Source organism: Streptomyces sp. NPDC048352 (assembly GCF_040651895.1).
Classification (GTDB): domain Bacteria; phylum Actinomycetota; class Actinomycetes; order Streptomycetales; family Streptomycetaceae; genus Streptomyces.
Genome location: NZ_JBEZKZ010000004.1, coordinates 43,427 through 65,982, shown reverse-complemented (window position 1 = coordinate 65,982; position 22,556 = coordinate 43,427). Strand labels below are relative to the sequence as shown.

The following is a 22,556-nucleotide window of genomic DNA, read 5'->3' as shown; positions in this document are numbered from 1 at the left end:
GGGCCGGCCCCTCCACGCATGACCGGAACAGGAGCGGAGCAGCCGATGCTTCTCTACGCCCAGACCCCCGCACGGCGGAACCGCCAGATCCTCGCGGACCTGATCGCCGTGGTCGTGATCGCCGGCGCGGTGTGGTTCGCGCTGGCCGTCCACGACGCGATCATGCAGCTGGCCGAACCGGGACGGAAGGTGGAGAGCGCCGGCGAAGGCTTCGCCGGCGCCCTCGGCGACGCCGGTGAAAAGGCCTCGGACGTGCCGCTGGTCGGCGGCCTCCTGGAGAAGCCGTTCCAGTCCGCGGCCGACGCCGGCACCGGGCTCGCCGACGCCGGACGGTCCCTGCAGGACGCCGTCAGCCAGTTGGCCACCCTGACCGCAGTCGTCCTGATCGTCGTCCCCGCAGCCTTCGTACTCCTGGTGTGGCTTCCCCTGCGCCTGCGTTGGATCCGTCGCAGCGCCGCCGTCCGCAGCCTGTCCGACGCACCCGGAGGCGCCGACCTCCTCGCGCTGCGCGCCCTCACCGGCCCGCCGGGCGACCTCCGTGCGATCCCCGCCCCGCCGGGCGGTCTCGCGGACGCCTGGCGTCGCGGTGACCGGGAAGTCGTCACGGCCCTGTCCGAGATCACACTCAGGCGCGCGGGCCTGCGGCCCTGACGGCATGTCGCAGATGGGCCTGGTGGGGGTGAAAACCGCTATGTAATGTCACATCGCATGTTGCTCTTACGCCGTGCGGCATCGGCCGCCGCCCTCCTCGTCACCGTCCTCCCCGTGACCCTCGCCTCGCCCGCGCACGCCGCCGACGCCACCCCCGCCTGCCACCCCCCGGCCTCCGTACCGCTCGACGCCGAACAGGCACGCCTCGCGGACACCCGCACCACCGCCCTGGTCGAACGAGCCGGGTTCGCGGACTTCGTACGGCGCTTCCCCGCCGCCCTGTGCACGACACGTACCCCCGCCGATGCCGAACGGCTCCTCGACTCCTGGGGCCAGGCCCTCTGGCAGGCCTCCGTACGGCGCGCCCAAGGGCAGCGGCCCGGCGGCGACCTCGCCCCCGGCGACGACCGCCCCCTGTACTGGGCACGGCTCTCCATGACCGCCGCACTCGCCCGCTGGCAGCCGGCCTTCACCGTCGACCGGGCGGCGCTCCGCGCCCGCTTCGAAGACGCCTCCCGCGGCCTCACCGACAACGCCTTCCGGGCCGCTCCCGGCGTACGACGCGTCTTCATCAGCGGCTTCGACCCCTTCGGGCTCGACGCGGAGATCCGCCGCGCCAACCCCTCGGGATCCGCCGCCCTCCAGCTCAACGGAATGCGCGTCACCCTTGCCGACGGCAGCCAGGCCGAGATCCGCGCCGTCGTCCTGCCCGTGCGGTACGCCGACTTCGACGCCGGCATCGTGGAGCGGGCGTTCGCCCCCCGCCTGGCCGCCGGACCCGCCCCGGCCGACATCATCACCACCGTCAGCCAGGGCTACCCCGGCATCTTCACCCTGGAGGACTGGGCGGGGCGGGCGCGGTCCGCCGACCCGTACCCCGACAACGCCCGCGCCCTCTCCGGTGGCACCCGCGAGCACCCGGTGACGGCCCCCGGCCTCGGCCCGGGCCCGGAGTTCATCCGCACCACGCTGCCCGCCGACGCCGTGACCGCCGCCGTCCAGACCCCGTACCCGGTCCTCCTCAACCCCGACGTGACCGAGATCCCGGCAGGCGCCACCACCCCCGTCGACCGGACCGACGGCCCGACACCCGGCTCGCGCGCCGTGGCCGGCGGCGGTGGCGGCTACCTCTCCAACGAGGTCGCCTACCGCTCCAACCGGCTGCGCACCGAACTCGCCCCGCACCTGCCCGGCGGCCACCTCCACACCCCTGTACTCACCGGCCTGCCCGCCGACCCCCGACTGCTGACCGGCCCCGAGTTCGAACGCAACGAGAACGCGATCACCGCCGAGGTCCGCACCGTCCTCCAACACGCCGCCGTACCCCGCTAGTCAGTGCCCGACGGGTCGTGTGACGCTCCCGCCGGCGTCCGGCAGGTGAACGGGTCCGGGTGCCGGACCGCGGAGAGGGGAGGCCCACCGGCAGCACCCCCGACGGAGTTGCTAGGTTCCGGACCATGGGGCGGAACACCTGGATGACCAGGTACTTCGGTGGGGGCGCACTGCTGTGCGCGGTGTTGGCCGTGTGGAGGCTGCTGCTCGGTGCGGGCATGTCGGTGTACCGGCCGGACGTCGTCGCACTCGGGGCGGTGGCCTTGGCCCTGACCGCCGGGTGGGTGTGGTCGGGTTCCCGGCCGGTCCGGGCCGCATCTCGGCGGCAGGTCGAGCCGGTGCCGGCGCCGCCCACGCGGCTGCCTTGGGACCGGTTCAGCCGGTTCGTGATCCTTCAGTGGCTGCTGGGCTTGCTGGTGCTCCTGCCCGCCGTGTCCGTGGTGACCGAGCTGGCCACCCGTCCGGATGGTGATGACCTGAGGCGGATCGCGGCGATACAGAAAGCCGGGGCCGAGGTAGCCGAGGGCAGCGTCGTCGCGACTCACCGGCTGGTCAAGGACGACCCCAAGTACCCGATGTACAGCGGTGACGTAACGGTTGAAGTCCCCCTCCGTACCCGGGACGGCGCCGTTGCGGGCAAGCGGCGGGTGGAGGTGGTGAACGGACACTTCGGGCGTCAGGCCTACGGGGTTTCCGGCCAGACCCACCAGGTGTTGTACGCCCCGACCGCCCCGGAACTCGGTGGCGTGGTGGACTACTCGGGCAACCTCGGCCGTTACGCGAGGACGGGCTCTCTGCTCGCGTTCTCCCTGCCGGCCTATGGCACCGTGTTCGCCATCATTCCCGGGGGACTCCTGCTGTTCGTCCTGGCCATGAAGCTGATCCCGCTCCGGCCGGTCGACGCAGCCGCCCGAACCCTTCGTGACGACGCGGCCGGCGGGGCGCCACTGCCCGCCGTCCGCGCACGGATCACCGCGGCCCGGCGAGCCGACCACATCTCGCTGGGCTCCGTGGACGGCACGGTCCGCGTGACGTCGGACCACAAGCTGCGCATCGAGCTGGAGGACGGTTCCGAGGTGCTGGTCGGCAACCAGGACGTCGAGCCCTCCGCCCTTGCCCTCATCGCGGCGCGCATGGGAGCACGGCCGGGCTGGTTGTGCGGTGCCCGGAACTGGCGTCTGATCAGGAGCGATCAGCCCGTCGTCTTCGTCACCGACGAGGGTGAGGTGGCGTGGCTGAAAATGGCCCGCGAGGACTTCCAGCAGGTCCTCGTCCCGGCCGCCCCCGTGCAGCCCGACGCGGAGCGCCGCACGGTACTCTCCCCCGCGCCCAGCGCCGTGGTGGCGGGGGCGCACTGGCCCTGGCTCACCGGCATGCTGCTGTCCTACGGTCTCGTCGTCCTCGTGCTGACGGTGCCGATGTCCTGGGGCGCCGCGTGGGGCGCGGCCGTACTCGCCGCGGTCGTAGCCGTGGCTTCCTGCGTGTTCCTGACACGGCGCCGGGCGGCACTCTCCGACCGGGCGGACGGCTGGGAGATCCACGAAACCCGCGATCCGGAACTGGACCCGGCCTGAGACCGACCGCTCCTCGGGAAGGGTTACCGAACCTTTGCCCGATCACCCTGAAGGCCGAGCGGGTCTGCGGCCGGTCAGAGGGCCTGAGGTCGGATGAGGGCCGCCGTAGCGAAGGAGGTGCGCCATGTACGAAGGCTTCCGCTTCCGCTACCTCCACGCCGGAGTGGGCTTTGCCGCCGACCTACGCGCTGACGCGTACGAGACGGACGGACCTCCGCCCCCACCGGCCTTCCTCATCCACCGCTCGCTGTACCTGCGGCTTCCCTCGAAGCAAACCCCGTACTGGCTGGAGGCGGCCTGGCTCGCCTTCGGGGCTTCCCTGCACGCGGAACAGCTGGTCGGCGGCCGGGCCCTGGTCCTCGACGTCGATGCCTTCACGTACCCGGGCGGCGACTTCCGCGCTGAGATCGGCGCCCTGGCCATCGACGGATGGATCCACCGCCGTTCGGGCTTGCCCCGTGCAGCGCCTCGATGACGTACGACAGGCCCTCCCACCGCGTCACCTTCACCTGGCCGGGCCCACTCGTCCCCTTCGCGGACGAGCTCCCACCACCGCCACCCGCCGCGAGATGAGTCGGCGACCACAACGGGCGAGGAGTCCGTGCCGCCCATGCGATGGCGGCGGTCTGGCCCTGGCTGACGGGGGCTGCCCCGAGTCGCGCTCTTGGCGTCAGTCGAAGATCTCACTGGACCAGTACTGCCGCACGCACCGCTCCGGGTCGCCCTGCTCGAAGCCCAGACCATAGGCCGTGGTCCGCTCGTACTTGCTCCCGTGCGGGTGCTGGGCGCCACCGACCACGCTGTCTGCGGCCGACACCAGGGCATCGACGGCAGCGTTCAGATCGGCCTTGTCGACATACCCCTGCCGCTCGGCGTGCCTGCTCCAGGCACCGCTGAAGCAGTCCGCGATCAGCTCGGACTCCTTCACCGGGAAGGCATGGCCCTGCTGGTCGAGGACCGGCCGATCGTTGTTCATCAGCACGATGTCCCGCCACCCTCGCTGCTCCATGTAGGCGTGCTGGACCTCGTGGCCGTACTCATGGGCCAGGACGGCGGCCACTGCGAAGTCACCGTTCTCGGCGCGCAGCTTCGCCGCCGCGCCGAACGGGAAGAAGACCCCGCCGGTGAACACGACCCCTTCCTTGTTGGTGTAGCGGTCCGCCGGGCAGTAGAAGATGTCCTGCGTGTTGGAGGTGACCGGTTCCGCGGAGCAGGCACTGCGGTAGCTCTCGCCGGCCATCGGAACGGTGTAGAAGGCGGAGGGTGCCTTCAGGCCGATCTCCTTGAAGTGCTCCGCCCAGTAGAGGGCGACGTTGCCGAAGGAGAAGTCCAGGTACTCGGCCATCCCCTCGGGCGTACCGGTGGGAATGTCCTGCGCGTGCTCCGCCGGGGCGGTGGGTGTGGGCGGCGGCACCGGCGCGACGCCCGTAAGGAGCAGTGCGGTGAGAAGCCCCGAGCACAAGCCGACAAGCCGGATGCGGTGCCGCATGACGATCTCCCGACATTTGACCTCGTCTCCACCGTGCGCCCGGCCCGGGCCGGGGGCAACCCAGGACAGGAGTTGTGCCGTCTCACCAGGCGGTCGCATGCCCCGGACGGTCGGGGGCTTCGTGAGGTCAGTGCCGGAGGCGTGCCGGGGGGCTGGGCCTGGTCCGTACGGGATCTGCGCGGGGTGCTGCGGCGGGCCGGGATCGGGCCGGAGGTGGACCTCGGCAACCCGAGTGCGGTGCGTTGCGGGCGGATCCGCGCCTGTGGCCCGACAGGGCCTGGGTGCGGCGGCCGGCCGGCTGCTTCATGGCTGTGGGGTTGCTGCTGCCGGGGGCGGTCCTGTTCCGGGTCGGCTTGTGGGATGTGATGGGAGCGCTGACCTTCGGCGGCCGCGTCGTCGGGGCGGTGTTCCTGGCCGGCGCACCGGCGGAGGTGGGCGCGGCGGTCGCCGCGGCGGACTTCTGGGGCAAGCGGAGGGTGCGCTACTGCGGACCCGCCGTTGTTTTATGGGGTGATGTACAGGCAGCCGATGCCGAGCATGGCTTGGTGGGCACCCTCCGCCCTTGAACCGGCAGCCGTGGACGATCTTCCGGGTCTTCCTGTGGGCCAATGTGTGCTCGACGCGGGCGCGAACGGCCCCGGAAGGTGTCGGACCTCTGCGGAGCCCGGGGCCGCAGGCACCGGCAGATAGGTACTGCCTCAGAATGTGGCTGTGGATGACAGGTGGGATGTACGGCCCGACAGTGACCGTCCTCAGTGGACCCTGAACCCGTATCTGGGTGTGGGCCCGCTGCGTTTCGGTATGAACCCCGACGAGGTATCGGCCGTCCTTGCCCGCGTGACGACAGAGACTCAATGGTTCATCACCACACAGCTCGGTGACGGTCGGGAGGCCAGGGAGGAGGGCGGGTACCGGGAGTTCGGGCTTTCCCTCTTCTACAACCGGGAGGAGAAGCTCGAGGGGCTCACTGTCGATGGCCTGCGGGGACCACAGGTCCTCGCCGAAGGAGTGGCCCTGACGGGCCGCGTGCCTTCCGAGGTGGAACGGTGGATGACCGACCGTGCCGAGGCACGGTTCCCCGAAGACGATCTCGAGCTCGGCTACCTGGGCACCGGTATCCCGGGCTCATGGAGCCTCGGGCTGGTGGTCAACGTACAGCGTGTAGCCGATCACCTAGTGACACGCCCAGTGATCTTCGCTGAACACGTACTGGACGACGCACACCACATCCTTCCCCGGCAGGCATGGATCATCTACTGAGGGATGCCCCGTAAGTGCCCTTCAGGTTGGTGGACAGATGACCGGGCTGATGTTCCGGCCGCTCGCTATCCGGCGAGGTTGAGTTTGTGCAGGCGTGCGACGCCCAACCGCGATGACTGCCAGTACGAGGGCGAAAGCTGGCCATGCGACGACCTGCTCGACCTTGCCTCACCCTACGCTGATCACCCTGACTACTCGCGACACCCCTGAGACAGAGATCGTTTACGGGACAGCCCTTACCCAGATCGCCTGGGCGGCGCGCGACGCCTCTCAGAATGGACCGACGGGCACCCTCACCGTGGCCTCCCAAGGGAACTGCTCGCGCTTCGTCGACATGGCAACACCTGACGAGTTGTAGGGCGTCGCGCAGTCCTGTCTCCGATGGCGCATCGGCGGCACCTGTGCGGTCTTCGTGAGACTCGCTGGTCGGGGTTCTCACCCCGTCGGGCGTTCAGCGCCTCGTCTCGTACCTGGTCAGGATCACGCCGCAGGGAAGAGTCCGGGTCTCCACCAGGTTCAGGTTCACCCAGCTGTCCAGCGCGGTGAAGAACGGCGTGCCGCCGCCCACCAGGACCGGCGCGGTGGCCAGTACGTACTCGTCGATCAGCCCGGCCCGCATGGCCGCTCCGGCGAGCGTCGCGCCGCCGATGTCCATCGGGCCGCCGTCCTCGGCCTTGAGCCGGGTGATCTCGGCGACCGCGTCGCCGGTGACCAGGCGGGTGTTCCAGTCGACCTCGTCGATCGTCGAGGAGAACACCACCTTCGACATGTCCCGCCAGCGGCGCGCGAACTCGATCTCCGCCGAGGTGGCGTCGGGCTGCTGGTCGCCGGTCGGCCAGTAGGAGCTCATCGTCTGCCACAGCTTGCGCCCGTACAGCGTCAGGTCGGTCGCCTGCAACTGGTCCGACCAGAACTGGAAGAGCTCGTCGCTCGGCACGCTCCAGCCGATGTCGTCACCGGGCGCGGCGATGTAGCCGTCCAGGCTCAGGTTCATGCCGTAGATCAGTTTCCGCATGACGCCATCCTTCCGTGAGTCGGTCCCACGCGTACAGCCGGCGGACTGCGCCCAGCTCCGCCGTCAGTGACGCGCGCCAGAACACCTTGGCTCTGCTGTGTCTCCCGGCCCCGCAGACACGCTGCTCCATGCCGCCCATGCGGCCCATGCCGGCCGCCCCGGCGGCTCCGTGCCACCGCCCGGGACTGCACTGCTGGCGGCGCCGGTCCCGGTCCCGCGGCGGGTAGCGTGAGTGATATGTCATGGGATGCGAGTGCGCGTCCGCATCGGCTGGCGGAGCGTAGGTCCGGGGTGACCGAGTTGGAGCCGGACCGGTTGCCGGAGGTGCGGGAGTTGGGGGAGTGGGGCTGGTCGCTGGCACCGGACGCTCCGATGTGGGTGTTCCTGCCCTACGTGTGGCCCCCGGGTGCGCGCACCTGGGTGCCCGACCGGTCGACTCGCTGGCAGATCGACACCACCCTGGACGCGGCGGACCACGTGCTGGAGGTCATCTGCCGCCCGGTCTCCCAGGCCGAGTGGCAGAGGCAGGAGAGGGATGCCGCCGGGGACTTGGCCCGCGTCGGGATCCCACCACGCCCGGTGGGCCGGCTGTGGCTGCTGCACCCCGTGGGCGGGTTCGAGTGTGTGGACCACGTACTCGAGCACCTGTGCACCGAGGCCGAGGCCCGCGCGGTTCCCGTGGGCCTGTCCGCTGGATTCGTGGAGCTCTGTGCGGACGAGCTGAGCGTCCTTGCCGGAAGGGACGATCAGTCGTCCAGCTGAGACGGGGTTTTTGTCGATAGTGGTTCGTCAGCATGGTGTGGGTGCGGAGCGACGGCCCTGCGCGATCGTCGCTTTGGCCGGGATCTACCGGGCTCTGGTCTGTCGGCGGTCGGACGCGGGCCCGGCCGGGCCGCTGCACGTGGGGCGTGCCCCGGGACGGGGCGCGATCGCAACGATCGCAGAGGGATGGCGGGTTGCGTAGGGTTGGTGCATGGACGACGTGCTGCCGCTCCTGGCGATCTTCGGTGGGCTGGGCGCCGTCGTGCTCGGCCTGACAGCGCTGGCGCGGCGTGTGCGGGCCCGCGGGACTTCCGGCGCGGCTATCGGCGCGGCGTTGGCCTCGTGGGAGGAGGCGTACCGGGTGACCTCGTACGAGGCCCACCACGAGATCCGGGCACAAGCGGAACGTCAGGCGCCCGCGCTGTCGCCCGACGGCCCCTGGCACCGCCGGCAAGGAGGGGACGGGCGCACCCCCGTCGCGCCCCGATCGCCGAGGAGCCGGCGCCACACGCGCCTGACCCCCCTGGCCCGGCGCCTGCGCCTGCGCCTGCGCCGAAGCTAGGGGCGTCCCGAAAGGGGAATCCGACGGGGCACGTGTGTGGCGCCGGGCGGCACGGCGGGCGCGGGAGTACGCGTCGGCGCTCGGGCCGTCGGCAGTGGGAGCGGCCCCGTCGGCTTCAGGCCGGCGGGGCCGTGTCTCAGACGGGCGCGGTGGCCCGCCGCTTCAGGGTGCTGATGACGACCAGTCGCCGGGTTACTTGTTGTTGAGGCTGGTGTGGTTCCACCAGCCCTGGCGCCCGGCGGTGAAGGTGACCTCGCGGGTCCCGATCAGGCCTTCGTAGGGCTTGCCCGTGACCAGGGGGCTCGTCTTGACGACGCCCTTCGGGTCCTTGACGGCGGGGATGGTGACGGCGGTGGCGTGCTCGAGGTCGCTCTGCTCGAAGCCGGCGGGCTGGGTGGTGGTGATGACCTCGTCCCAGTTCGGGGAGGCGGCGAGCTGGTGGGCGAGGTGGACCTCGGACCCTTCGCCGAAGGCGAGGCAGGTGAGGTGGTCGGGGTAGTCGGTGGCGTCGAGGGGCTTGTAGTGGACGACGTCCTGCTTGCGGCAGGTGGCGGTCGTCTCGTCGAGGATCTTGGTGAAGGTGCGAGCGCCGGTGTTGTCGACGGTCACGCGCTCGAGTACCACCGGCAGCGAGTCACGGCTGCCGTCGACGATCTCCTTGAGGGGCCAGTGGCCCTCGGAGAACAGGGAGTAGTACACGCGCCGGTCCTCGTGGTTCCCGAGGTCGTTGAGGTACTTCTTCCGCAGGCTCCCGTCCAGGCCGAACTTGGTGATCATCTGGAAGGCGTGGACGGCGACGTGGTAGAGCGGGAGGTGGTAGGCGAAGATCGTGTCGGTGCCGATGAGCAGGAACCGGTGGCCGTGGGCGGCGGCGTCGGACGAGGCGGTGGCGTCGGTGGTGGTCATGCGGGCACTCCTCGGGGTGGGATGGGGCGGGGTCGGGTGTTCCGTCGGCCGTCGGCGGGATCCGTCGGGCCGGCGGTGTGGCGGCGGCGCCAGAAGGCGTGCCGCGGCCATCGGTGTTCGAGGCCGTAGAAGGTGCGCCGGTTGCGCAGGTGGGTGGCGGTGATCGTGTCGAGTTCGGCGGCGTAGCGGCTGAGGGCGGTGCGGTCGCCGCCGAGGTGGCCGTGGACCGCCTGGCCGGCCCGCATGCCGGTGTACAGGGCGGTGAGGATGCCCTGCGACGACAGCGGGTCGAAGGCGGCGGCGGCGTCGCCGGCGGCGACCCACCCGTCGCCGTGCACGGCGTCCAGGCGGACGGTGTGGGCGGGTGCGCGCCGTACGGCGGCGGCCGGCCACGGGTGCGCGGCCACCCGGGCGCCGGTGTGGCGGGTGCGGGCCACGTCGGCGCGCAGGCCGGCGCCGCCCGTCCGGGGGGACGGCAGGTCCGCGTCGGTGTACCGGGCGAGCAGCCGGTGCCCGGCGGGCAGCAGCGCCGTGTACCACCAGCCGTCCGGGGCGGCCTCCACGAGGGTGGAGGCGTCCGGCGCCGGTGTGGTCGACGGGGGCAGCGTCAGGCAGAGCGCGACGAGCCGGTCGTGGACCACCCGGCGGGCGCCGGCCGCGATGGCCAGGGCCGCTCGGCGGCCGGTGGCGTCGACCAGCCAGCGGCAGCGCACGGTGCGGCGCTCGCGGGGGCCGCGCAGCTCCACCGTCCAGGTGCCCTCGCCGGAGCGGCCGGCGGGACGGGCCGTGGTGCGTTCGACCACGTCGGTGCCGAGGAGGCGGGCGCGCTCGCGCAGCTCCCGGTCGAAGCGGCCGCGGTCCAGGTGCCAGCCGTGACCGTGCGGGTCGAGGATGCTGTCCTGGGCGGCGAGGTGGTCCGAGCCCCAGGCCGACAGGTTCGCGTAGCAGGGCAGGTGGTGGCGCACGTCGAGGACGTCCTGCGTGCCGAGGTCGCGGAGGAGGACCCGGGCGGCGGCCGGGAGCGCCTCCCCGAGGGGCGGCGGTCCCGTGGCGGCGTCGGCGAGCAGGACGGTCCGGCCGGCGCGGCGCAGGGCCAGGGCGGTGGCGGCGCCGGCCGGGCCGCCGCCGGCGACCACCACGTCGTACGCGGGCGCCGCCGCCCCCCGGTGACCGGTGGGGTCCGCCGTCACGAGGAGCCCTGAGGGCTGCCGGTGCCGTTGGCGGCGTCCTCCCCGAAGGGGTCGAGCTTGTCGACGTAGCCGACGGTGATGCTCTCGGGGGCGATGCCGAGGTCCTCGGCGAGGTCGGTCCGCGCCGTGTCCCGGGTGGTGTCGCTGGCGGTCTGGGGTACGTGAAGGGTGACCAGGTTCCGCTCGTCCGGCACCCCCTCGAGGTTGAAGCCGGGCACGGACTCGACCTGGAAGCGCGGCGGGTACCGGTTGTCGCCGACGGTGTAGCGGCGGGTCTCCACGACGCCGAAGCGGTGCCACTCCGCGGCGGCCTGCTTCAACTGCTCCTTGTAGGTGCCGCGCAGGCCCCGCAGCCAGGAGGCCCGGTTGGCGAACGCCGCCGCGCGCTCGTCCTCCGAGGGTGTGAGGCCGCCCTCCTTGTTGACGATCCGGAAGTCGCGCTCGGTCAGCACGTGGTTGGGCACCCGGGCGGGCCAGAAGGTCGGCAGGTGGGGGTCGTACCGGGCGCCCAGGCCGGCGGTGGACTCGTAGCCCGAGCGGCAGCTGGCGGTGTCCGTCTGCCAGGGGATGGCCATCCACCGGGTCAGGCCGCCCGGGCCCTGGGCGTGCAGGGGGCCGTCGGCGGCCAGCGCCTTCTCGGGAGTGAGCTCCTCGCCGTAGTCGGGCTCCGCCTGCCCCTCGGGGCGGTGCAGGATGCGGAACGGTTCGGCGAACATCGCCGCGTGCCGGATCGGCCAGGTCACCTCGCAGCCGGGGTGGAAGGCGTCGGCGAGGCAGAAGTCGAGGGCGGCGCGGTCCAGGAGCCCGGGCTGCTCTGCCAGGGGCGCCTCCTCCAAGCGGCGCGGGACGCCGGGCCCGGGGGTGTCGACGAAGTCGCCCTTGGACCACCTGAGCAGCATGTCCATCTGGAGGGACGACAAGGTCATGTACTGCCGTGGTGACTTGGGGCGGCTCGCCATGCCGTCGCCGTAGAACCACGGCCAGGTCATCGGCGCCAGCCCGTCCCGCTCGTAGTCGCGCATGGCGGTGTACACCTGGCGGCGCAGCTCGCGGTAGGTGGTGCCGGGCTCGGAGAGGCGGCGCTGCAGTTCGGTGGTGGTGAAGTCCTGCGGGCCGTCGCAGCCGAAGTGGGTGGCGAAGCCCTTGTTGACCCACTGCAGGTGGCTGAAACGCTCCAGAAGGGGCGCGATGTCACGTTTGAAGGAAACCTGGGCGGGCCGGGGCAGTTGGCCCGTGCCGACGAAGACGTCGAGGAGCAGGTCGTAGACGGTGCGTACGGTCTTGATGTCCGGTGCGTAGTTGGGCGGGCCCACCACGACCCAGGCGGGCTTCACCTCGATGGGGCGGCCGCCCAGGGTGACGGTGGCGGTGACCGGGCCGTCCGAGATGTCGTCGTACCAGCCGTCGTTGTTGCCGAACGAGTGCAGTGGCTCGTTGTTCTTCGCGGCGGACCGGCCGGAGCCGCCGAGCACCACGAGCCTGCCGCTCTCGTCGGTGTGCATCCGGCCCAGCGGGACGGCGATGCCCTGGAAGGTGCCGCCGGTGAACTCCACGCTCTGGCCGGTGCCGGCGCGCAGGGTCTTGCGGCCGGGGTCGATGACGAGGCTCCTGCGGTCGATGCCCTTGTTGCGCCTCGGCGTGCTGCGGCCCTGCATGTCGGGGATGTCGAGGGCGAGGCTGAACTCGTACCAGGCGGCCTTCTGGTTCGCGACGTGGACGCCCCACTCGATGGAGGCGTTGTCGTTCGTGAGTTCGCGTACGACCTTGCCGGTGCTGTCGTAGCCGTAGAGGCGGAAGCGGGCGGCCTGGCGCTTGAAGGCGCCGGTTTCGTCCTTGAGGGAGCCGGCCGGCATCGGGTCCGGTTCCGGTGTCTCGGGGCCGTAGTACCAGCCGTCGTCGCGGGTGCTGTTGCCCACCCGGGCCACTCCGATCGCGGGGTGGATCTTCGCGTAGGCGATGTCGTCACTCATGGTGGTTGCGGGTTCCTTCCGAGAGAGCACAGGCCGCAGGGGCGTGCTGCCGCTCCTGCGGGTCGGCGGACGGTCAGGAAGACGGAGTCGGTCTCCCTGTTCGCGAGGAGCCCGGGGAACGGGCTCGTCCGGGCGGTGGTGGGACGGTCGGCCACGAAGCCGGTGCCCGGCGCTCGTGGCGTTGTCCTGATCGGTCCTGGGCGGCGCCCAGGCGATCTCGATCGGTGACGGGGTCGGTGGGCATGCCCTTTCCGGGGCCTGCTCGTTGACCATGTAGTAGCGGTCCCCCGCCCGCCCCGGTACCGCCACGGGCCCTCCTCTGACCCAGTCGGGTGACCCGTTCACCGGGGAAACGATCAAGCCGCACGGCCATCTGGCCAAGCGCACGATCGGGGCGCACGAAAGCGCAACGCACCCGCCCCGCCACTGACAGGCGGACGCCGGCTTGTCACCAGCGCGTCAGTGCCGTGCCGCGATCCTGCTCAGGTGAGACCGGCAGCGACGCACCAGTCCCGGGGGCTCGCGTAACCCCGCACATCCTTGGGAGGCGAACGGGTGGATTACACGGCGTCGTCACATGGCGGATCCGGCAGCCGGGCAGGGCTGCGGGTGCCGCCGGCGCCGGCCCAGACCGCCTGCCGGTTGGCGGCCGCCCCGCAGATCCCGCGGGACTCCTTCGCGCCGTCCGTCACCGACCAGGCAGGAGCCACCGCATGAGCGAGGAACCCACCGGGGCCCGCCCGGCACCAGGGATGCCGGAGGAAGACGGCCTGCTCGCAGAGGCCCGGCGCCTGCTGCCCGACGTCATCGGCCTGCGCAGGGCCCTGCACCGCGAACCGGAACGCGGCCGGCACCTGCCCCGCACCCAGGAACGGGTACTCGAGGCACTCCAGGGCCTTCCCCTGCACGTCACCACGGGCACACGCCTCAGCTCGGTGACAGCCGTCCTCGAGGGCACACGTCCCGGCCGCACGGTGCTGCTGCGCGCCGACATGGACGCGCTGCCCCTGCACGAGAACACCGGTCTGGGCTTCGCCTCCCGCATCCCGGGCGCCATGCATGCGTGCGGTCACGATCTGCACACCGCGATGCTCGTCGGCGCCGCCCACCTCCTCTCGGCGCGACGGGAGGAACTCGCGGGACGGGTGGTGTTCATGTTCCAGCCCGCCGAGGAGAGCGACGGCGGCGCCGCCGACATGATCGAGGAGGGCGTCCTGACCACCCCCGACGGGCAGGGCGTGGACGCAGCCTTCGCCCTGCACGTCACCACCCGCTTCAGAGCCGGCACCCTTCACCTGCGGCCGGGCCCCATGTTCGCGGCGTCCGACCGGATCCACCTCACCGTGCGCGGCCGGGGCGGCCACGCCTCGGCGCCCCATCTGGCACTGGACCCCATCCCGGTGGCCTGCGAGATCGTCCAAGCGCTGCAAGGTTTCGTCACCCGGACGGTGAACGTCTTCGACCCGGCCGTGGTCACCATCGCCCGCATCGAAGCGGGCACCACCACCAACATCATCCCGGCGACCGCCGAACTGCACGGCACCTTCCGGACCTTGACCCCCGACACCCGCCGCCGGGTACGCGCGGGCATCGAACGGGTGGCCCGCCATGTCTGCGCCGCGCACGGCGCCGAGGCCGCCGTCGAGCTGTACGAGGGCTATCCGCCGCTGCACAATGATCCGGTGTTCACCGCCGCCGTGGGTCAGGCCGTTGCCGCACGGCTGAGGCAGGGCATCGTCCACGCCCTCGCCGAGCCGGTGATGGGGGCCGAGGACTTCGCCTACGTCCTCGAACGCGTCCCCGGCGCCATGGCCTTCCTCGGCGCCGGCCCGCCCCCACCGCCGAGCCGGAACCTCCCGGACATGCACTCCGACCGGGTCGTCTTCGACGAGGACGCCATGATCACCGGCATCGCCGCTCACGCAGCCGTCGCCCTCCACCACACCAGCACACCAGGCGGGTGAAGCCACCAGACGCCCGGCGGAACCATGCCGCCGGAGGAGCTTCCCCCCCCCGCACTCGCACGACCACAGGAGGACGCCTTGATCACCGCGCACCACTGGATCGACGCCCTCGGCCTGAAAGCCCACGTGGAAGGCGGCTACTTCCGTCGGACCTTCCAGGCGGACCACCGCCCGCGCACCAAGACCCCAGCCGGTGAACGCTACACGCTGACCTCCATCCACTACCTGCTCACCCACTGGTCGCCCGTCGGGCACTGGCACCTGAACCGGTCCGACATCCTGCACTTCCACCACCACGGCGAACCCATCACCTATCACCTGCTCCACCCCGACGGCCGCTACACCAGCGTCGTTCTCGGACAGGACACCGGCCAAGGACAGGTGCTCACCTTGGCCGTGCTCGGAGGGGTCTGGAAGGCCTCCCACCTCACCTCCGGAGACCACGCCCTGATCAGTGAAGCCGTCGCGCCCGGATTCGACTACGCCGACATGACCCTCGGCCGACCCGACGAGCTCGTGACGCGCTTCCCCGCGCACGCCGACCTCATCCACCGCTACTGCCGGCCGACCCACGGGTAGCTTCGGTTTTCCCGTGCGTCTTCCGGCGGGAACGGCGGCTGGAGCCGGTGTCGTGATGCCTCACCCGGCGAAGCCCCGTTCGCGGGCTGAGGCCGACCGTCCGCGCCGACCGGCGCCGTCAGCCGTACTGCACGTACATAGCGGCTCTGGTCTCGGACGCGCGGCCGGCCGACGTCAGGACGGCAACGCAATTGCACCGACTACGCACGTCCCCGCGCAGTGACCATGTGTCAGACGCGACCCTGGGCGTCTGCTGGCGGGGCTGCGCGCGGCGCCATGCCGGCGGCGTGCCTGTTCCGCCTCGGCGCGGGGAGGGTGGCGGACAGTGCCCGATGTGTGCCACGCTGCGTGGACAACCAGCCTGGTCTGGTAGGAGGCCCCGCGCCGCCCTTGAGGGTCATGTCGTGACCGGGGCGCGGTACGGGTTGTCTTGCTCGACTGCACGCGGCCCCATGCCGCCTGCTCGACGCCCCCTTCAGCGGGGGCCTGATGGGCTCGACCCCGATCAAGGGGTGGACCATGAACGACTTCACCGTGGTAACCCGCCAGCACCGCTACCACACCCACACCCTGATCACCGTTATTGGCGACATGGATGTCCAGACCCGTCCCGAACTCGAGAAGGTCACCCGCGCGGCAGCCGCGATTCCGCTGGACGGCCAGACGCTGGAGCTGGACCTGTCGGGCGTCTCCTTCATGGATTCCAGCGGCCTCAAACTCCTGCTTGTGCTCCGTCGACGCCTTGAGGCAACCGGCGGACACCTCACCGTCACCGGCCTGCAGCACCAACCCACGGCCCTCCTCTTGCTGACGGGCACCCACGCCCTCCTCACCGGCGACCCCCTCATCAGCGGCGCGTGCAGTACATCCGCCTCAGCCCGTGCGCTCGATCAGCCCTGACACCGCTGCGACGGCTCGGCCGCCACTCGCTCAGCCATCCCTCCGAGTGGTACGTCCTCATCGGAACGGGCCCGGACCACGGGCTCGACCTGATCGAGGCGCGGCCGACGTACGGCTGGCACACCGGAACGGCGGGCGGGATTCCGGCAGGGCGTGGGGGAGCGCGGTGTCGATGCCTCCGGGCCGCACCCGGCGTACGACGGGTCTCCACCAGCGGCTTCGACCCCTTCGGGCTCGGTCGCCCGCCACACGATCCACGCGTGAGGCGGTTCACCACCTACCGGGAGCCGGCGACGCGCCACCGCCGCCGGCTCGCACGGCTTACGGCTGCCGGTGCTCCGGCGCCGCGGTCATCCGGTAGCGAGCCAGCTCGCCGCCGTCCTCGGCGTGCGTGGTCTCGAACCTTTCGAAGCCGGCCTTCTCCAGGACGCGGACGGAGGCCGGGTTCGACAGTTCGACGCCGGCGACCACGCTCTTCACACCGGGCGCCGAGAGGGCGAACGCGGCGAGCGCCGTGGCGGCCTCGGTGGCATAGCCGCGGCCTTGGCGGGAGGCGACGACGCCGTACCCCAGCTCGAGCACTCCCTCGGAGGGCGGCCAGAACAGGCCGATCGAACCCACCACGACGCCGGTGCACCGTTCGATGATCAGCCGGTGCCCGTACGCGCCGAGCCAGTCCGGATTGCCGCCGAGGAGCTGCGCGATGACGCAGTCGCCGTCGGCGGGAAAGTCGGCGGCCCAGTCGGCCGGCCGGTGCTCGGCCTCGCCGCCGGCGTGGGCATCTGCCGCGGCAAGGACAGCAGTGACGGCCTCGGCCGTCCACGCGGCCAGTACCAGGCGCTCGGTGGTGAGCTCGGTGAGGTCGTTCGAGAGTGCGAAACGCACGGTTGTCTCCAGATCGTTCGGAACGACCGGACCGCGTCGCGTCAGCGCGCGGACCGGAAAAGGGCATGCCGAGGAAGGCCGGTGACGGCCATATTCATCAACCTCCCTGATCCGGAACCGTGTTCGCGCGCAGCAAGCACGCCATCGCGACCGTAGCAGTAGCCCTCGGACGCGACACCGACCGGGGAAGCTGCGCGACCGGCGACCGTCTGAGCATGCGGCGACGTCGCCGTCAGCGATCTCGGCGATCTCGGCCTGCGGGCCGTGCGGAACAGTCGTGTCCGTCGCCGGGCAGGCTCATGACGTTCAGCACGGGTTCCTCGCCCTGGGGGATCTCGAAGGTGAAGTTCGCCCCTGACGGGATCGCCACGAGCGAGCACTGGTCGCCGAAAGTCAACGGCGGATAGGGCTCCCAGGAGCAACCGGCCTTGTCCAAGGCAGAAACGACGTCGGCGTGCCTGAGCCCTGCCGGGAAGGCACCCGTCCGCCCGACGGCCGATGGGGGGAGTTCGACGACCTCACGCCAGGTCTGGACGCAGACGAGGGAAACCTTCCGGCAGCGGCAGACACTCAGCTCAAGGTCTCCGTAGGCGAAGAGCCGCGGCCACTTTCTGTTCCGGCTCGTTGTTCCGATGTCCCACGGCTCGCCGAGTGCTGCGGTCACATCGTTCCAGTCGGCTCCGCTGAACACCGGGCCCAGCCGACCTGTCTTCGCCATGCTGGTCAGGACATCGAGTATCTCCACGAGGAGGAGCCTGACAGGGGCGCTGACCAGCAGTCCAGCGATTTCCGAGGGCAGGTGGCCGCGGCCGCCCACGCCCCGTCGAGGTGCGGATGCGGAGCACGGCGGCGGACGCTGTGGACTCGGCCCGGCAGGGGGCCGAGTACCTGGCCGCCACCCGTCCTGGGCACCGCAGGGCGGGCGGCGCGTTCGCCTCGGCGCGGGGGGGCCGCGACGTCCTGGACGTCACGCTGGTACGCCCGGACCCGGTGGCGGAGGTGAGCGCGAACCGGCCCATTGACCAGGTTGTTTCCGCTCCGCTTCCAGCGAATCCGCCCTGCCCGATTTCACGGCGCCCTCAGCCCGGTTTCACCCCGGGCTCAGCAGGGCGCGCAGGCGGCCCGGAGGGCGGCCGGTCGTGCGGCGCAGGACCCGGGTGAAGTGGGACTGGTCGCTGAAGCCCAGCTCCTGGGCGAGCCCGGCGAGGTCACGCTCCCCCTCGGCGAGCCGGTCGAGGGCGCGGGCGAGCCGGAGCCGGTCCCGGTAGCCGCTGAGGGGCGTGCCGGTCTCCGTACGGAACACCCGGCTGAGGTGGTGCGGTGAGCAGCCGACCGCCGCGGCGAGTGCGTCCAGGCCCTGGTTGACGTCGGCTCCGAGGGCGGCGCGGGCGTCGTCGGCCAAGCGGCGGCGGGCCTGGGCGGTGCGCGGCCGGCCGCTCGCCACCCGGTCCGGCGCCAAGTGGCCGAGCACCCGGGCGGCGACCGAGGCGGTCCGCTCGGCGAGCTCGAAGGCGTCGGCGCCCGCGCGGGCGCGGGTGAGCAACAGGCGGTGGCACAGCGCGAGTTCTGGCGTGGTGAACACGAGGCCCTCCGGGACTTCCGGGTCACCGCCGAGGAGCGCCGCGACCCCCGGCTCGGACAGGACGATCTCGGTGTAGACGTCGTCACCGCGCGGGTGGGCGAACTGCTGCTCGGCGCCGAGCCGTTCCACGTACACGGTGGCGGGGTCGAGGAGCTGTTCCCGCCCGCGGACCCGTCCTCTGACCAGCCCGCGCCGCACCATGACCAGGCCGAAGACCGTCGCCTCCCGCGCGGGCGTCCAGCCGCGCGGCGGGCAGCCGCACTGCACGTCGGCGAGGAGGACGTCGTCGGTGCGGAGGAGGACGCGGCGCTCCACGGGCATGTCCGGCATCCTCCTGGCTGGTTCTCCGCCTTGGCGGCGGAGGCGCGAAGTGAGCATGAACGTACAAGCGGCGCGATGCCACCGCCCGGCAGTCTCTCGTGCGTGCCGGCCTACGGGAAGGCCGGCCGGGAAGGGGACAGCGGATGAGCGGGCTGAGCAGGCGGGAGCTGGCGAGGGGCGCCGTGGGGGCCGTCGCCCTGACGGCATGGGGCCCCGCCCTGGCGGGCCGGGCGTACGCCGCGGGGGACGGAACTTCGGGCGACGGCACGGCCGGCGGTACGGCGGACGGGGCTGGACAGCGGCGGGTGGTCGCGCGGCAGGCCGGGCCGTTCGAGGTGCTGGCGCTGCTCGACGCGCACGGCCCGTTTCCCGGGCGGACCCGCGACCACTTCACCGGCGCCGCCGAGCGCGACTGGGAGCGGGCGGAACGGCTCGACCCTGCGGCGTTCGGCCCGGACGGCACCTGGGATCTGGACTTCCGCTGCTACGCCGTCCGGCGGCCGGGCGGGCGTGTCACGCTGGTCGACACGGGGATCGGGCCCGTCGGCAGCCCCACCTCGAGATGGGCGCCCGTGCCGGGCCGGCTGCCGAGGGTGCTGACGGAGGCGGGCATCGGCGTCGCGGACGTGGACTCGGTCGTGCTGACGCATCTGCACAGCGACCATTACGGGTGGGTGGTGGGGCCGGACGGGACGCCGCTGTTCCCGGGGGCCCGCCACGTCGTCCAGCACGCCGAGGTGGCGTCCCTCGATCCGGGCGACACGTCCCTGTCGTACGTGGTGGAGCCGCTGCGGGCGGCGGGGCTCCTCCAGGAGGTCGACGGACGCACCCGGCTCGTGGGCGACGGGCGCGGGCGGGGCCGCACGGTCACCCTCGTCCCGACGCCGGGCCACACGGCCGGGCACCAGTCGGTCCTCGTGGAGGGCGGCAGCCGGCGGGTCATGGTCACCGGGGACGTCCTCGTGCACGCCGTGCAGTGGGCGAACCCGGCGGTGGCCTACCGCTTCGAGCACGATCCGGCGGCCGCCCGGGACACCCGGGAGCGGCTGCTGGCCGAGGCGCGTCGCCACCGTTCGCTCCTGGCAACCGCCCACCTCAACCGCCCCTTCATACCGGCCGGTTAGTCCCTCCCGGGCCCGGGAGGGGACGGAGCGGGACCATTCCTGACCGGTCGTCCAGTCGCCCTCCCGCTGCCGCAGGCGCAGCCGCCCGAGTAGATAGAGCACGGTTCTGCCACGCACTCGGCATCGGCAGGGTGCTTTCGGCATACGACCCCGCGCGCGTGCTCCTGGCGCGATCAACGGGGCCGACCGACCGACCCCCCACCGGGCGCCACCCGGGCGCCTCGCCGGGCGGGCGGTCGGAGTGCGGCCCCGGCGCAGCCGCCGATGGCCGGACCGCGTCCCCGGGCCCGGGCCGCCTGCCCCGGGCCGGACCCGACCGGATAGCCGACATCCATTGAATGTTTGGTTTTTGCGATGCGGCGGCAACCCTTCGGGCCCCGGCGGCAACCCCACAGCGATCACTCCCCTCTTCACGGAACGGAACCGCCCATGAGTTCGATCCGCCGCACGGCCCGTCACCGCAGACAGCGAAAGGTCCTGGCCATCGGGGTGCCGTTGACCCTGGCCGTATCCGGAGTGGTGGCCTACGGGTCCGCGTTCGGGCTGGGTGACAAGGCCGCGGCCGCGGAGCCCTCCGCCTGGGCAAGCGCCGCCGCCGACGGGTTCGCCTCGGTCGACGCGCTCGGGCAGAACGGCACGTACGGCGGCCGGGAGGGCAGGACCGTCACCGTCAAGTCGCTCGCCGACCTCGAGAAGTACGCCACGGCCCCCGAGCCCTACGTCATCGTCGTGGCCGGCACGATCGACATGGCGCCCGTCGGCAAGGAGATCAAGGTCGCCTCGCACAAGACGATCATCGGCTCCGGCACCCTGGGGCACATCGTCGGCGGCGGCTTCTTCCTCGGCCAGGGCGTCCACAACGTGATCATCCGGAATCTGACGATCAGGGACTCCTACCAGGGCGTCTGGAACGACAAGGAGCACGACTTCGACGCCATCCAGATGGACGGCGCCCACCACGTGTGGATCGACCACAACGACCTGCGCCACACCGCCGACGGACTGATCGACGTCCGCAAGGACAGCACGTACGTGACGGTGTCCTGGAACAGGCTGAGCAACGCCAACAAGGCCTTCGGCATCGGATGGACCGACAACGTCGTCACCGACATCACGATCCATCACAACTGGATCCGCGAGACGGAGCAGCGCAACCCGTCCACCGACAACGCCGCCCACGCACACCTCTACAACAACTTCATGGAAGACACCCCGGGCACCGCCGTCAAGTCCGCCTACGGCAACTACGCGCGGGGCAGGACGCGGATGCTGCTGGAGAACTCCTACTTCCAGGGCATGACCAACCCGGTGATCAGGGACTCCACCGCCGCCCTCGTCCAGCGCGGCAACGTCTTCTCCGGCACGAGCGGACGCAACGAGAGCGGCGGAGGTGCGGCCTTCGACGCCAAGGCGTACTACCGCTACACCCTGGACGCCGCCGACAAGGTTCCCGCGCTGGTGAAGTCCGGGTCCGGGCCGAAGAGTTCCCTGGGGACGGCGCCCGCCACGGCCGCCGCGCCCGCCGCCGCGGCCGCTACGACGCTCACCGTCGCCCAGGACGGCAGCGGCCGGTACAAGACGGTCCAGGCCGCGGTGGACGCCGTACCCGCCGGCAACGCCTCCCGCGTGGTCATCTCGGTGAAGCCGGGCACGTACCGCGAGACGGTGAACGTGCCGGCGGACAAGCCGCACGTCACCATCCAGGGTTCGGGCCCGAGCCGCAAGGACACGGTGATCGTGTACGGAAACGCGGCCGGCCTGCGCAAGCCCGACGGTTCGGGTACGTACGGCACTCCGGGCAGCGCCACGGTCGCCATCCGGTCCGACGACTCCCAGCTCCGCAACCTCACCGTCTCCAACGACTTCGACGAGGCCGCGAACCAGGCCGTGGACGGCCACCAGGCGGTCGCCCTGCTCACAGCCGCGGACCGGATCGTGCTGGACGGAGTCATCGTCACCGGCGACCAGGACACCCTGGAGCTGGAGACCGCGGCCAAGGACAAGCCCGGCCGCGTCTACGTCACCAACTCCTACATCGTCGGCAACGTCGACTTCATCTTCGGCCGCGCCACCGCGGTGATCGACCAGTCGGTCATCACCCTCAAGAAGCGCTGGAACGGCACCTCGGCCGGGTACATCACCGCCCCGAGCACCCCGGCGGGCCACAAGGGCATCCTCGTCAACCGCTCCACCGTCAACGGTGACGTGGCCGCGTCCTCCTTCCATCTCGGCCGGAACTGGCACCCGGGCGGCGACGTCACCGTCGACCCGCAGGCCACCTTCCGCAACTCCACCCTCAGCGCCGCGATCAAGCGCGCGCCCTGGGCCGACATGGGCGGTTTCTCCTGGAAGGACGACCGCTTCGCCGAGTACATGAACGTCGGCCCGGGTGCCGGACCCAAGAGCACCGACCGGCCGCACCTGAGCGATGCCCAGGCCGCGTCCCAGGAGGTCTCGGACTGGCTGGGCGGCTGGACCCCGTAGCAGGGG

22 protein-coding genes are annotated in these 22,556 nt (G+C 71.8%); 13 read left to right on the top strand and 9 right to left on the bottom strand.

Translation table 11 applies throughout. From position 1 onward, the window contains the following. Nucleotides 1–18: 18 nt before the first annotated feature. From AB0D45_RS03760 to AB0D45_RS03745, 4 genes are all read left to right on the top strand, one after another. Nucleotides 19–651 carry a hypothetical protein gene (locus AB0D45_RS03760; RefSeq protein WP_362455122.1) on the top strand — a complete coding sequence of 211 codons (633 nt, stop codon included), beginning with the start codon at nucleotides 19–21 and terminating at the stop codon, nucleotides 649–651. Between the two features lie 57 nt (nucleotides 652–708). Beyond that, the gene (locus AB0D45_RS03755) at nucleotides 709–1,983 is read left to right on the top strand and encodes a pyroglutamyl peptidase (protein ID WP_362455121.1); all 1,275 of its coding nucleotides are present in this window, start codon (nucleotides 709–711) and stop codon (nucleotides 1,981–1,983) included. Nucleotides 1,984–2,108: 125 nt separating this feature from the next. Continuing rightward, on the top strand, nucleotides 2,109–3,557 hold the full coding sequence (locus tag AB0D45_RS03750; RefSeq protein WP_362455120.1) for a hypothetical protein: 1,449 nt from the start codon (nucleotides 2,109–2,111) through the stop codon (nucleotides 3,555–3,557). Nucleotides 3,558–3,681: 124 nt separating this feature from the next. Then, nucleotides 3,682–4,032: a hypothetical protein gene (locus AB0D45_RS03745; protein ID WP_362455119.1), complete on the top strand. Its 351-nt coding sequence runs from the start codon at nucleotides 3,682–3,684 to the stop codon at nucleotides 4,030–4,032. Between the two features lie 195 nt (nucleotides 4,033–4,227). Here AB0D45_RS03745 and AB0D45_RS03740 read toward each other — a convergent pair whose 3' ends face one another. Next, entirely contained in the window at nucleotides 4,228–5,046 is an 819-nt protein-coding gene (locus AB0D45_RS03740; RefSeq protein ID WP_362455118.1) for a neutral zinc metallopeptidase, read from the bottom strand. Nucleotides 5,047–5,357: 311 nt separating this feature from the next. On the opposite strand from AB0D45_RS03740, the gene AB0D45_RS03735 reads away from it, so the two are divergent. Both AB0D45_RS03735 and AB0D45_RS03730 read left to right on the top strand, forming a co-directional pair. Beyond that, nucleotides 5,358–5,612 carry a hypothetical protein gene (locus AB0D45_RS03735; RefSeq protein ID WP_362455117.1) on the top strand — a complete coding sequence of 85 codons (255 nt, stop codon included), beginning with the start codon at nucleotides 5,358–5,360 and terminating at the stop codon, nucleotides 5,610–5,612. 235 nt (nucleotides 5,613–5,847) lie between these two features. Next, nucleotides 5,848–6,306 carry a hypothetical protein gene (locus AB0D45_RS03730; RefSeq protein WP_362455116.1) on the top strand — a complete coding sequence of 153 codons (459 nt, stop codon included), beginning with the start codon at nucleotides 5,848–5,850 and terminating at the stop codon, nucleotides 6,304–6,306. A 451-nt stretch (nucleotides 6,307–6,757) separates the two neighbouring features. On the opposite strand, the gene AB0D45_RS03725 is transcribed toward AB0D45_RS03730, so the two are convergent. Next, on the bottom strand, nucleotides 6,758–7,321 hold the full coding sequence (locus AB0D45_RS03725; protein WP_362455115.1) for a dihydrofolate reductase family protein: 564 nt from the start codon (nucleotides 7,319–7,321) through the stop codon (nucleotides 6,758–6,760). Nucleotides 7,322–7,612: 291 nt separating this feature from the next. On the opposite strand from AB0D45_RS03725, the gene AB0D45_RS03720 reads away from it, so the two are divergent. Both AB0D45_RS03720 and AB0D45_RS03715 read left to right on the top strand, forming a co-directional pair. Next, nucleotides 7,613–8,083 carry a DUF5956 family protein gene (locus tag AB0D45_RS03720; protein WP_362455114.1) on the top strand — a complete coding sequence of 157 codons (471 nt, stop codon included), beginning with the start codon at nucleotides 7,613–7,615 and terminating at the stop codon, nucleotides 8,081–8,083. A gap of 211 nt (nucleotides 8,084–8,294) precedes the next feature. Next, complete coding sequence (locus AB0D45_RS03715; RefSeq protein ID WP_362455113.1) at nucleotides 8,295–8,645, top strand: hypothetical protein; 351 nt, start codon at nucleotides 8,295–8,297, stop codon at nucleotides 8,643–8,645. Between the two features lie 192 nt (nucleotides 8,646–8,837). Here AB0D45_RS03715 and AB0D45_RS03710 read toward each other — a convergent pair whose 3' ends face one another. From AB0D45_RS03710 to AB0D45_RS03695, 4 genes are all read right to left on the bottom strand, one after another. Continuing rightward, entirely contained in the window at nucleotides 8,838–9,551 is a 714-nt protein-coding gene (locus tag AB0D45_RS03710; protein ID WP_362455112.1) for a hypothetical protein, read from the bottom strand. Continuing rightward, on the bottom strand, nucleotides 9,548–10,741 hold the full coding sequence (locus tag AB0D45_RS03705; protein ID WP_362455111.1) for a tryptophan 7-halogenase: 1,194 nt from the start codon (nucleotides 10,739–10,741) through the stop codon (nucleotides 9,548–9,550). Before AB0D45_RS03705 ends, AB0D45_RS03710 begins: the two co-directional genes overlap by 4 nt. After that, nucleotides 10,738–12,711 (bottom strand): LodA/GoxA family CTQ-dependent oxidase, encoded by a 1,974-nt coding sequence (locus tag AB0D45_RS03700; RefSeq protein ID WP_362455110.1) that lies wholly within the window; start codon nucleotides 12,709–12,711, stop codon nucleotides 10,738–10,740. The genes AB0D45_RS03705 and AB0D45_RS03700 overlap by 4 nt, the downstream gene beginning before the upstream one ends. A gap of 560 nt (nucleotides 12,712–13,271) precedes the next feature. Continuing rightward, nucleotides 13,272–13,421: a hypothetical protein gene (locus AB0D45_RS03695; protein ID WP_362455109.1), complete on the bottom strand. Its 150-nt coding sequence runs from the start codon at nucleotides 13,419–13,421 to the stop codon at nucleotides 13,272–13,274. Nucleotides 13,422–13,424: 3 nt separating this feature from the next. Between AB0D45_RS03695 and AB0D45_RS03690 the strand changes: the two genes are divergently transcribed. From AB0D45_RS03690 to AB0D45_RS03680, 3 genes are all read left to right on the top strand, one after another. Next, entirely contained in the window at nucleotides 13,425–14,675 is a 1,251-nt protein-coding gene (locus tag AB0D45_RS03690; RefSeq protein WP_362455108.1) for a M20 family metallopeptidase, read from the top strand. 78 nt (nucleotides 14,676–14,753) lie between these two features. Further along, nucleotides 14,754–15,254, top strand: a complete 501-nt coding sequence (locus AB0D45_RS03685; RefSeq protein WP_362455107.1) for a cupin domain-containing protein — start codon at nucleotides 14,754–14,756, stop codon at nucleotides 15,252–15,254. Between the two features lie 519 nt (nucleotides 15,255–15,773). After that, nucleotides 15,774–16,154, top strand: a complete 381-nt coding sequence (locus tag AB0D45_RS03680; protein ID WP_362455106.1) for an STAS domain-containing protein — start codon at nucleotides 15,774–15,776, stop codon at nucleotides 16,152–16,154. A gap of 321 nt (nucleotides 16,155–16,475) precedes the next feature. On the opposite strand, the gene AB0D45_RS03675 is transcribed toward AB0D45_RS03680, so the two are convergent. From AB0D45_RS03675 to AB0D45_RS03665, 3 genes are all read right to left on the bottom strand, one after another. Then, on the bottom strand, nucleotides 16,476–17,039 hold the full coding sequence (locus AB0D45_RS03675; protein WP_362455105.1) for a GNAT family N-acetyltransferase: 564 nt from the start codon (nucleotides 17,037–17,039) through the stop codon (nucleotides 16,476–16,478). Between the two features lie 232 nt (nucleotides 17,040–17,271). Then, a complete protein-coding gene (locus AB0D45_RS03670) occupies nucleotides 17,272–17,784 on the bottom strand; it encodes a hypothetical protein (protein WP_362455104.1) in 513 nt (170 codons plus the stop codon). Nucleotides 17,785–18,129: 345 nt separating this feature from the next. After that, nucleotides 18,130–18,942, bottom strand: a complete 813-nt coding sequence (locus AB0D45_RS03665; protein ID WP_362455103.1) for an AraC family transcriptional regulator — start codon at nucleotides 18,940–18,942, stop codon at nucleotides 18,130–18,132. A gap of 143 nt (nucleotides 18,943–19,085) precedes the next feature. Between AB0D45_RS03665 and AB0D45_RS03660 the strand changes: the two genes are divergently transcribed. Next, nucleotides 19,086–20,066, top strand: coding sequence for an MBL fold metallo-hydrolase (locus AB0D45_RS03660; protein WP_362455102.1), 981 nt, complete (start codon nucleotides 19,086–19,088; stop codon nucleotides 20,064–20,066). Nucleotides 20,067–20,495: 429 nt separating this feature from the next. Beyond that, on the top strand, nucleotides 20,496–22,550 hold the full coding sequence (locus tag AB0D45_RS03655; protein WP_362455101.1) for a pectinesterase family protein: 2,055 nt from the start codon (nucleotides 20,496–20,498) through the stop codon (nucleotides 22,548–22,550). Nucleotides 22,551–22,556 lie beyond the last annotated feature (6 nt).

What these genes read in the sequence shown, in the direction of transcription:
- AB0D45_RS03690 (WP_362455108.1), top strand. Translation starts at nt 13,425, where the DNA reads ATGAGCGAGGAACCCACCGGGGCCCGCCCGGCACCAGGGATGCCGGAG.
- AB0D45_RS03725 (WP_362455115.1), bottom strand. Translation starts at nt 7,321, where the DNA reads ATGCGGAAACTGATCTACGGCATGAACCTGAGCCTGGACGGCTACATC.
- AB0D45_RS03660 (WP_362455102.1), top strand. Translation starts at nt 19,086, where the DNA reads ATGAGCGGGCTGAGCAGGCGGGAGCTGGCGAGGGGCGCCGTGGGGGCC.
- AB0D45_RS03655 (WP_362455101.1), top strand. Translation starts at nt 20,496, where the DNA reads ATGAGTTCGATCCGCCGCACGGCCCGTCACCGCAGACAGCGAAAGGTC.
- AB0D45_RS03665 (WP_362455103.1), bottom strand. Translation starts at nt 18,942, where the DNA reads ATGCCCGTGGAGCGCCGCGTCCTCCTCCGCACCGACGACGTCCTCCTC.
- AB0D45_RS03750 (WP_362455120.1), top strand. Translation starts at nt 2,109, where the DNA reads ATGGGGCGGAACACCTGGATGACCAGGTACTTCGGTGGGGGCGCACTG.
- AB0D45_RS03730 (WP_362455116.1), top strand. Translation starts at nt 5,848, where the DNA reads ATGAACCCCGACGAGGTATCGGCCGTCCTTGCCCGCGTGACGACAGAG.
- AB0D45_RS03700 (WP_362455110.1), bottom strand. Translation starts at nt 12,711, where the DNA reads ATGAGTGACGACATCGCCTACGCGAAGATCCACCCCGCGATCGGAGTG.
- AB0D45_RS03710 (WP_362455112.1), bottom strand. Translation starts at nt 9,551, where the DNA reads ATGACCACCACCGACGCCACCGCCTCGTCCGACGCCGCCGCCCACGGC.
- AB0D45_RS03680 (WP_362455106.1), top strand. Translation starts at nt 15,774, where the DNA reads ATGAACGACTTCACCGTGGTAACCCGCCAGCACCGCTACCACACCCAC.
- AB0D45_RS03745 (WP_362455119.1), top strand. Translation starts at nt 3,682, where the DNA reads ATGTACGAAGGCTTCCGCTTCCGCTACCTCCACGCCGGAGTGGGCTTT.
- AB0D45_RS03755 (WP_362455121.1), top strand. Translation starts at nt 709, where the DNA reads ATGTTGCTCTTACGCCGTGCGGCATCGGCCGCCGCCCTCCTCGTCACC.
- AB0D45_RS03760 (WP_362455122.1), top strand. Translation starts at nt 19, where the DNA reads ATGACCGGAACAGGAGCGGAGCAGCCGATGCTTCTCTACGCCCAGACC.
- AB0D45_RS03740 (WP_362455118.1), bottom strand. Translation starts at nt 5,046, where the DNA reads ATGCGGCACCGCATCCGGCTTGTCGGCTTGTGCTCGGGGCTTCTCACC.
- AB0D45_RS03715 (WP_362455113.1), top strand. Translation starts at nt 8,295, where the DNA reads ATGGACGACGTGCTGCCGCTCCTGGCGATCTTCGGTGGGCTGGGCGCC.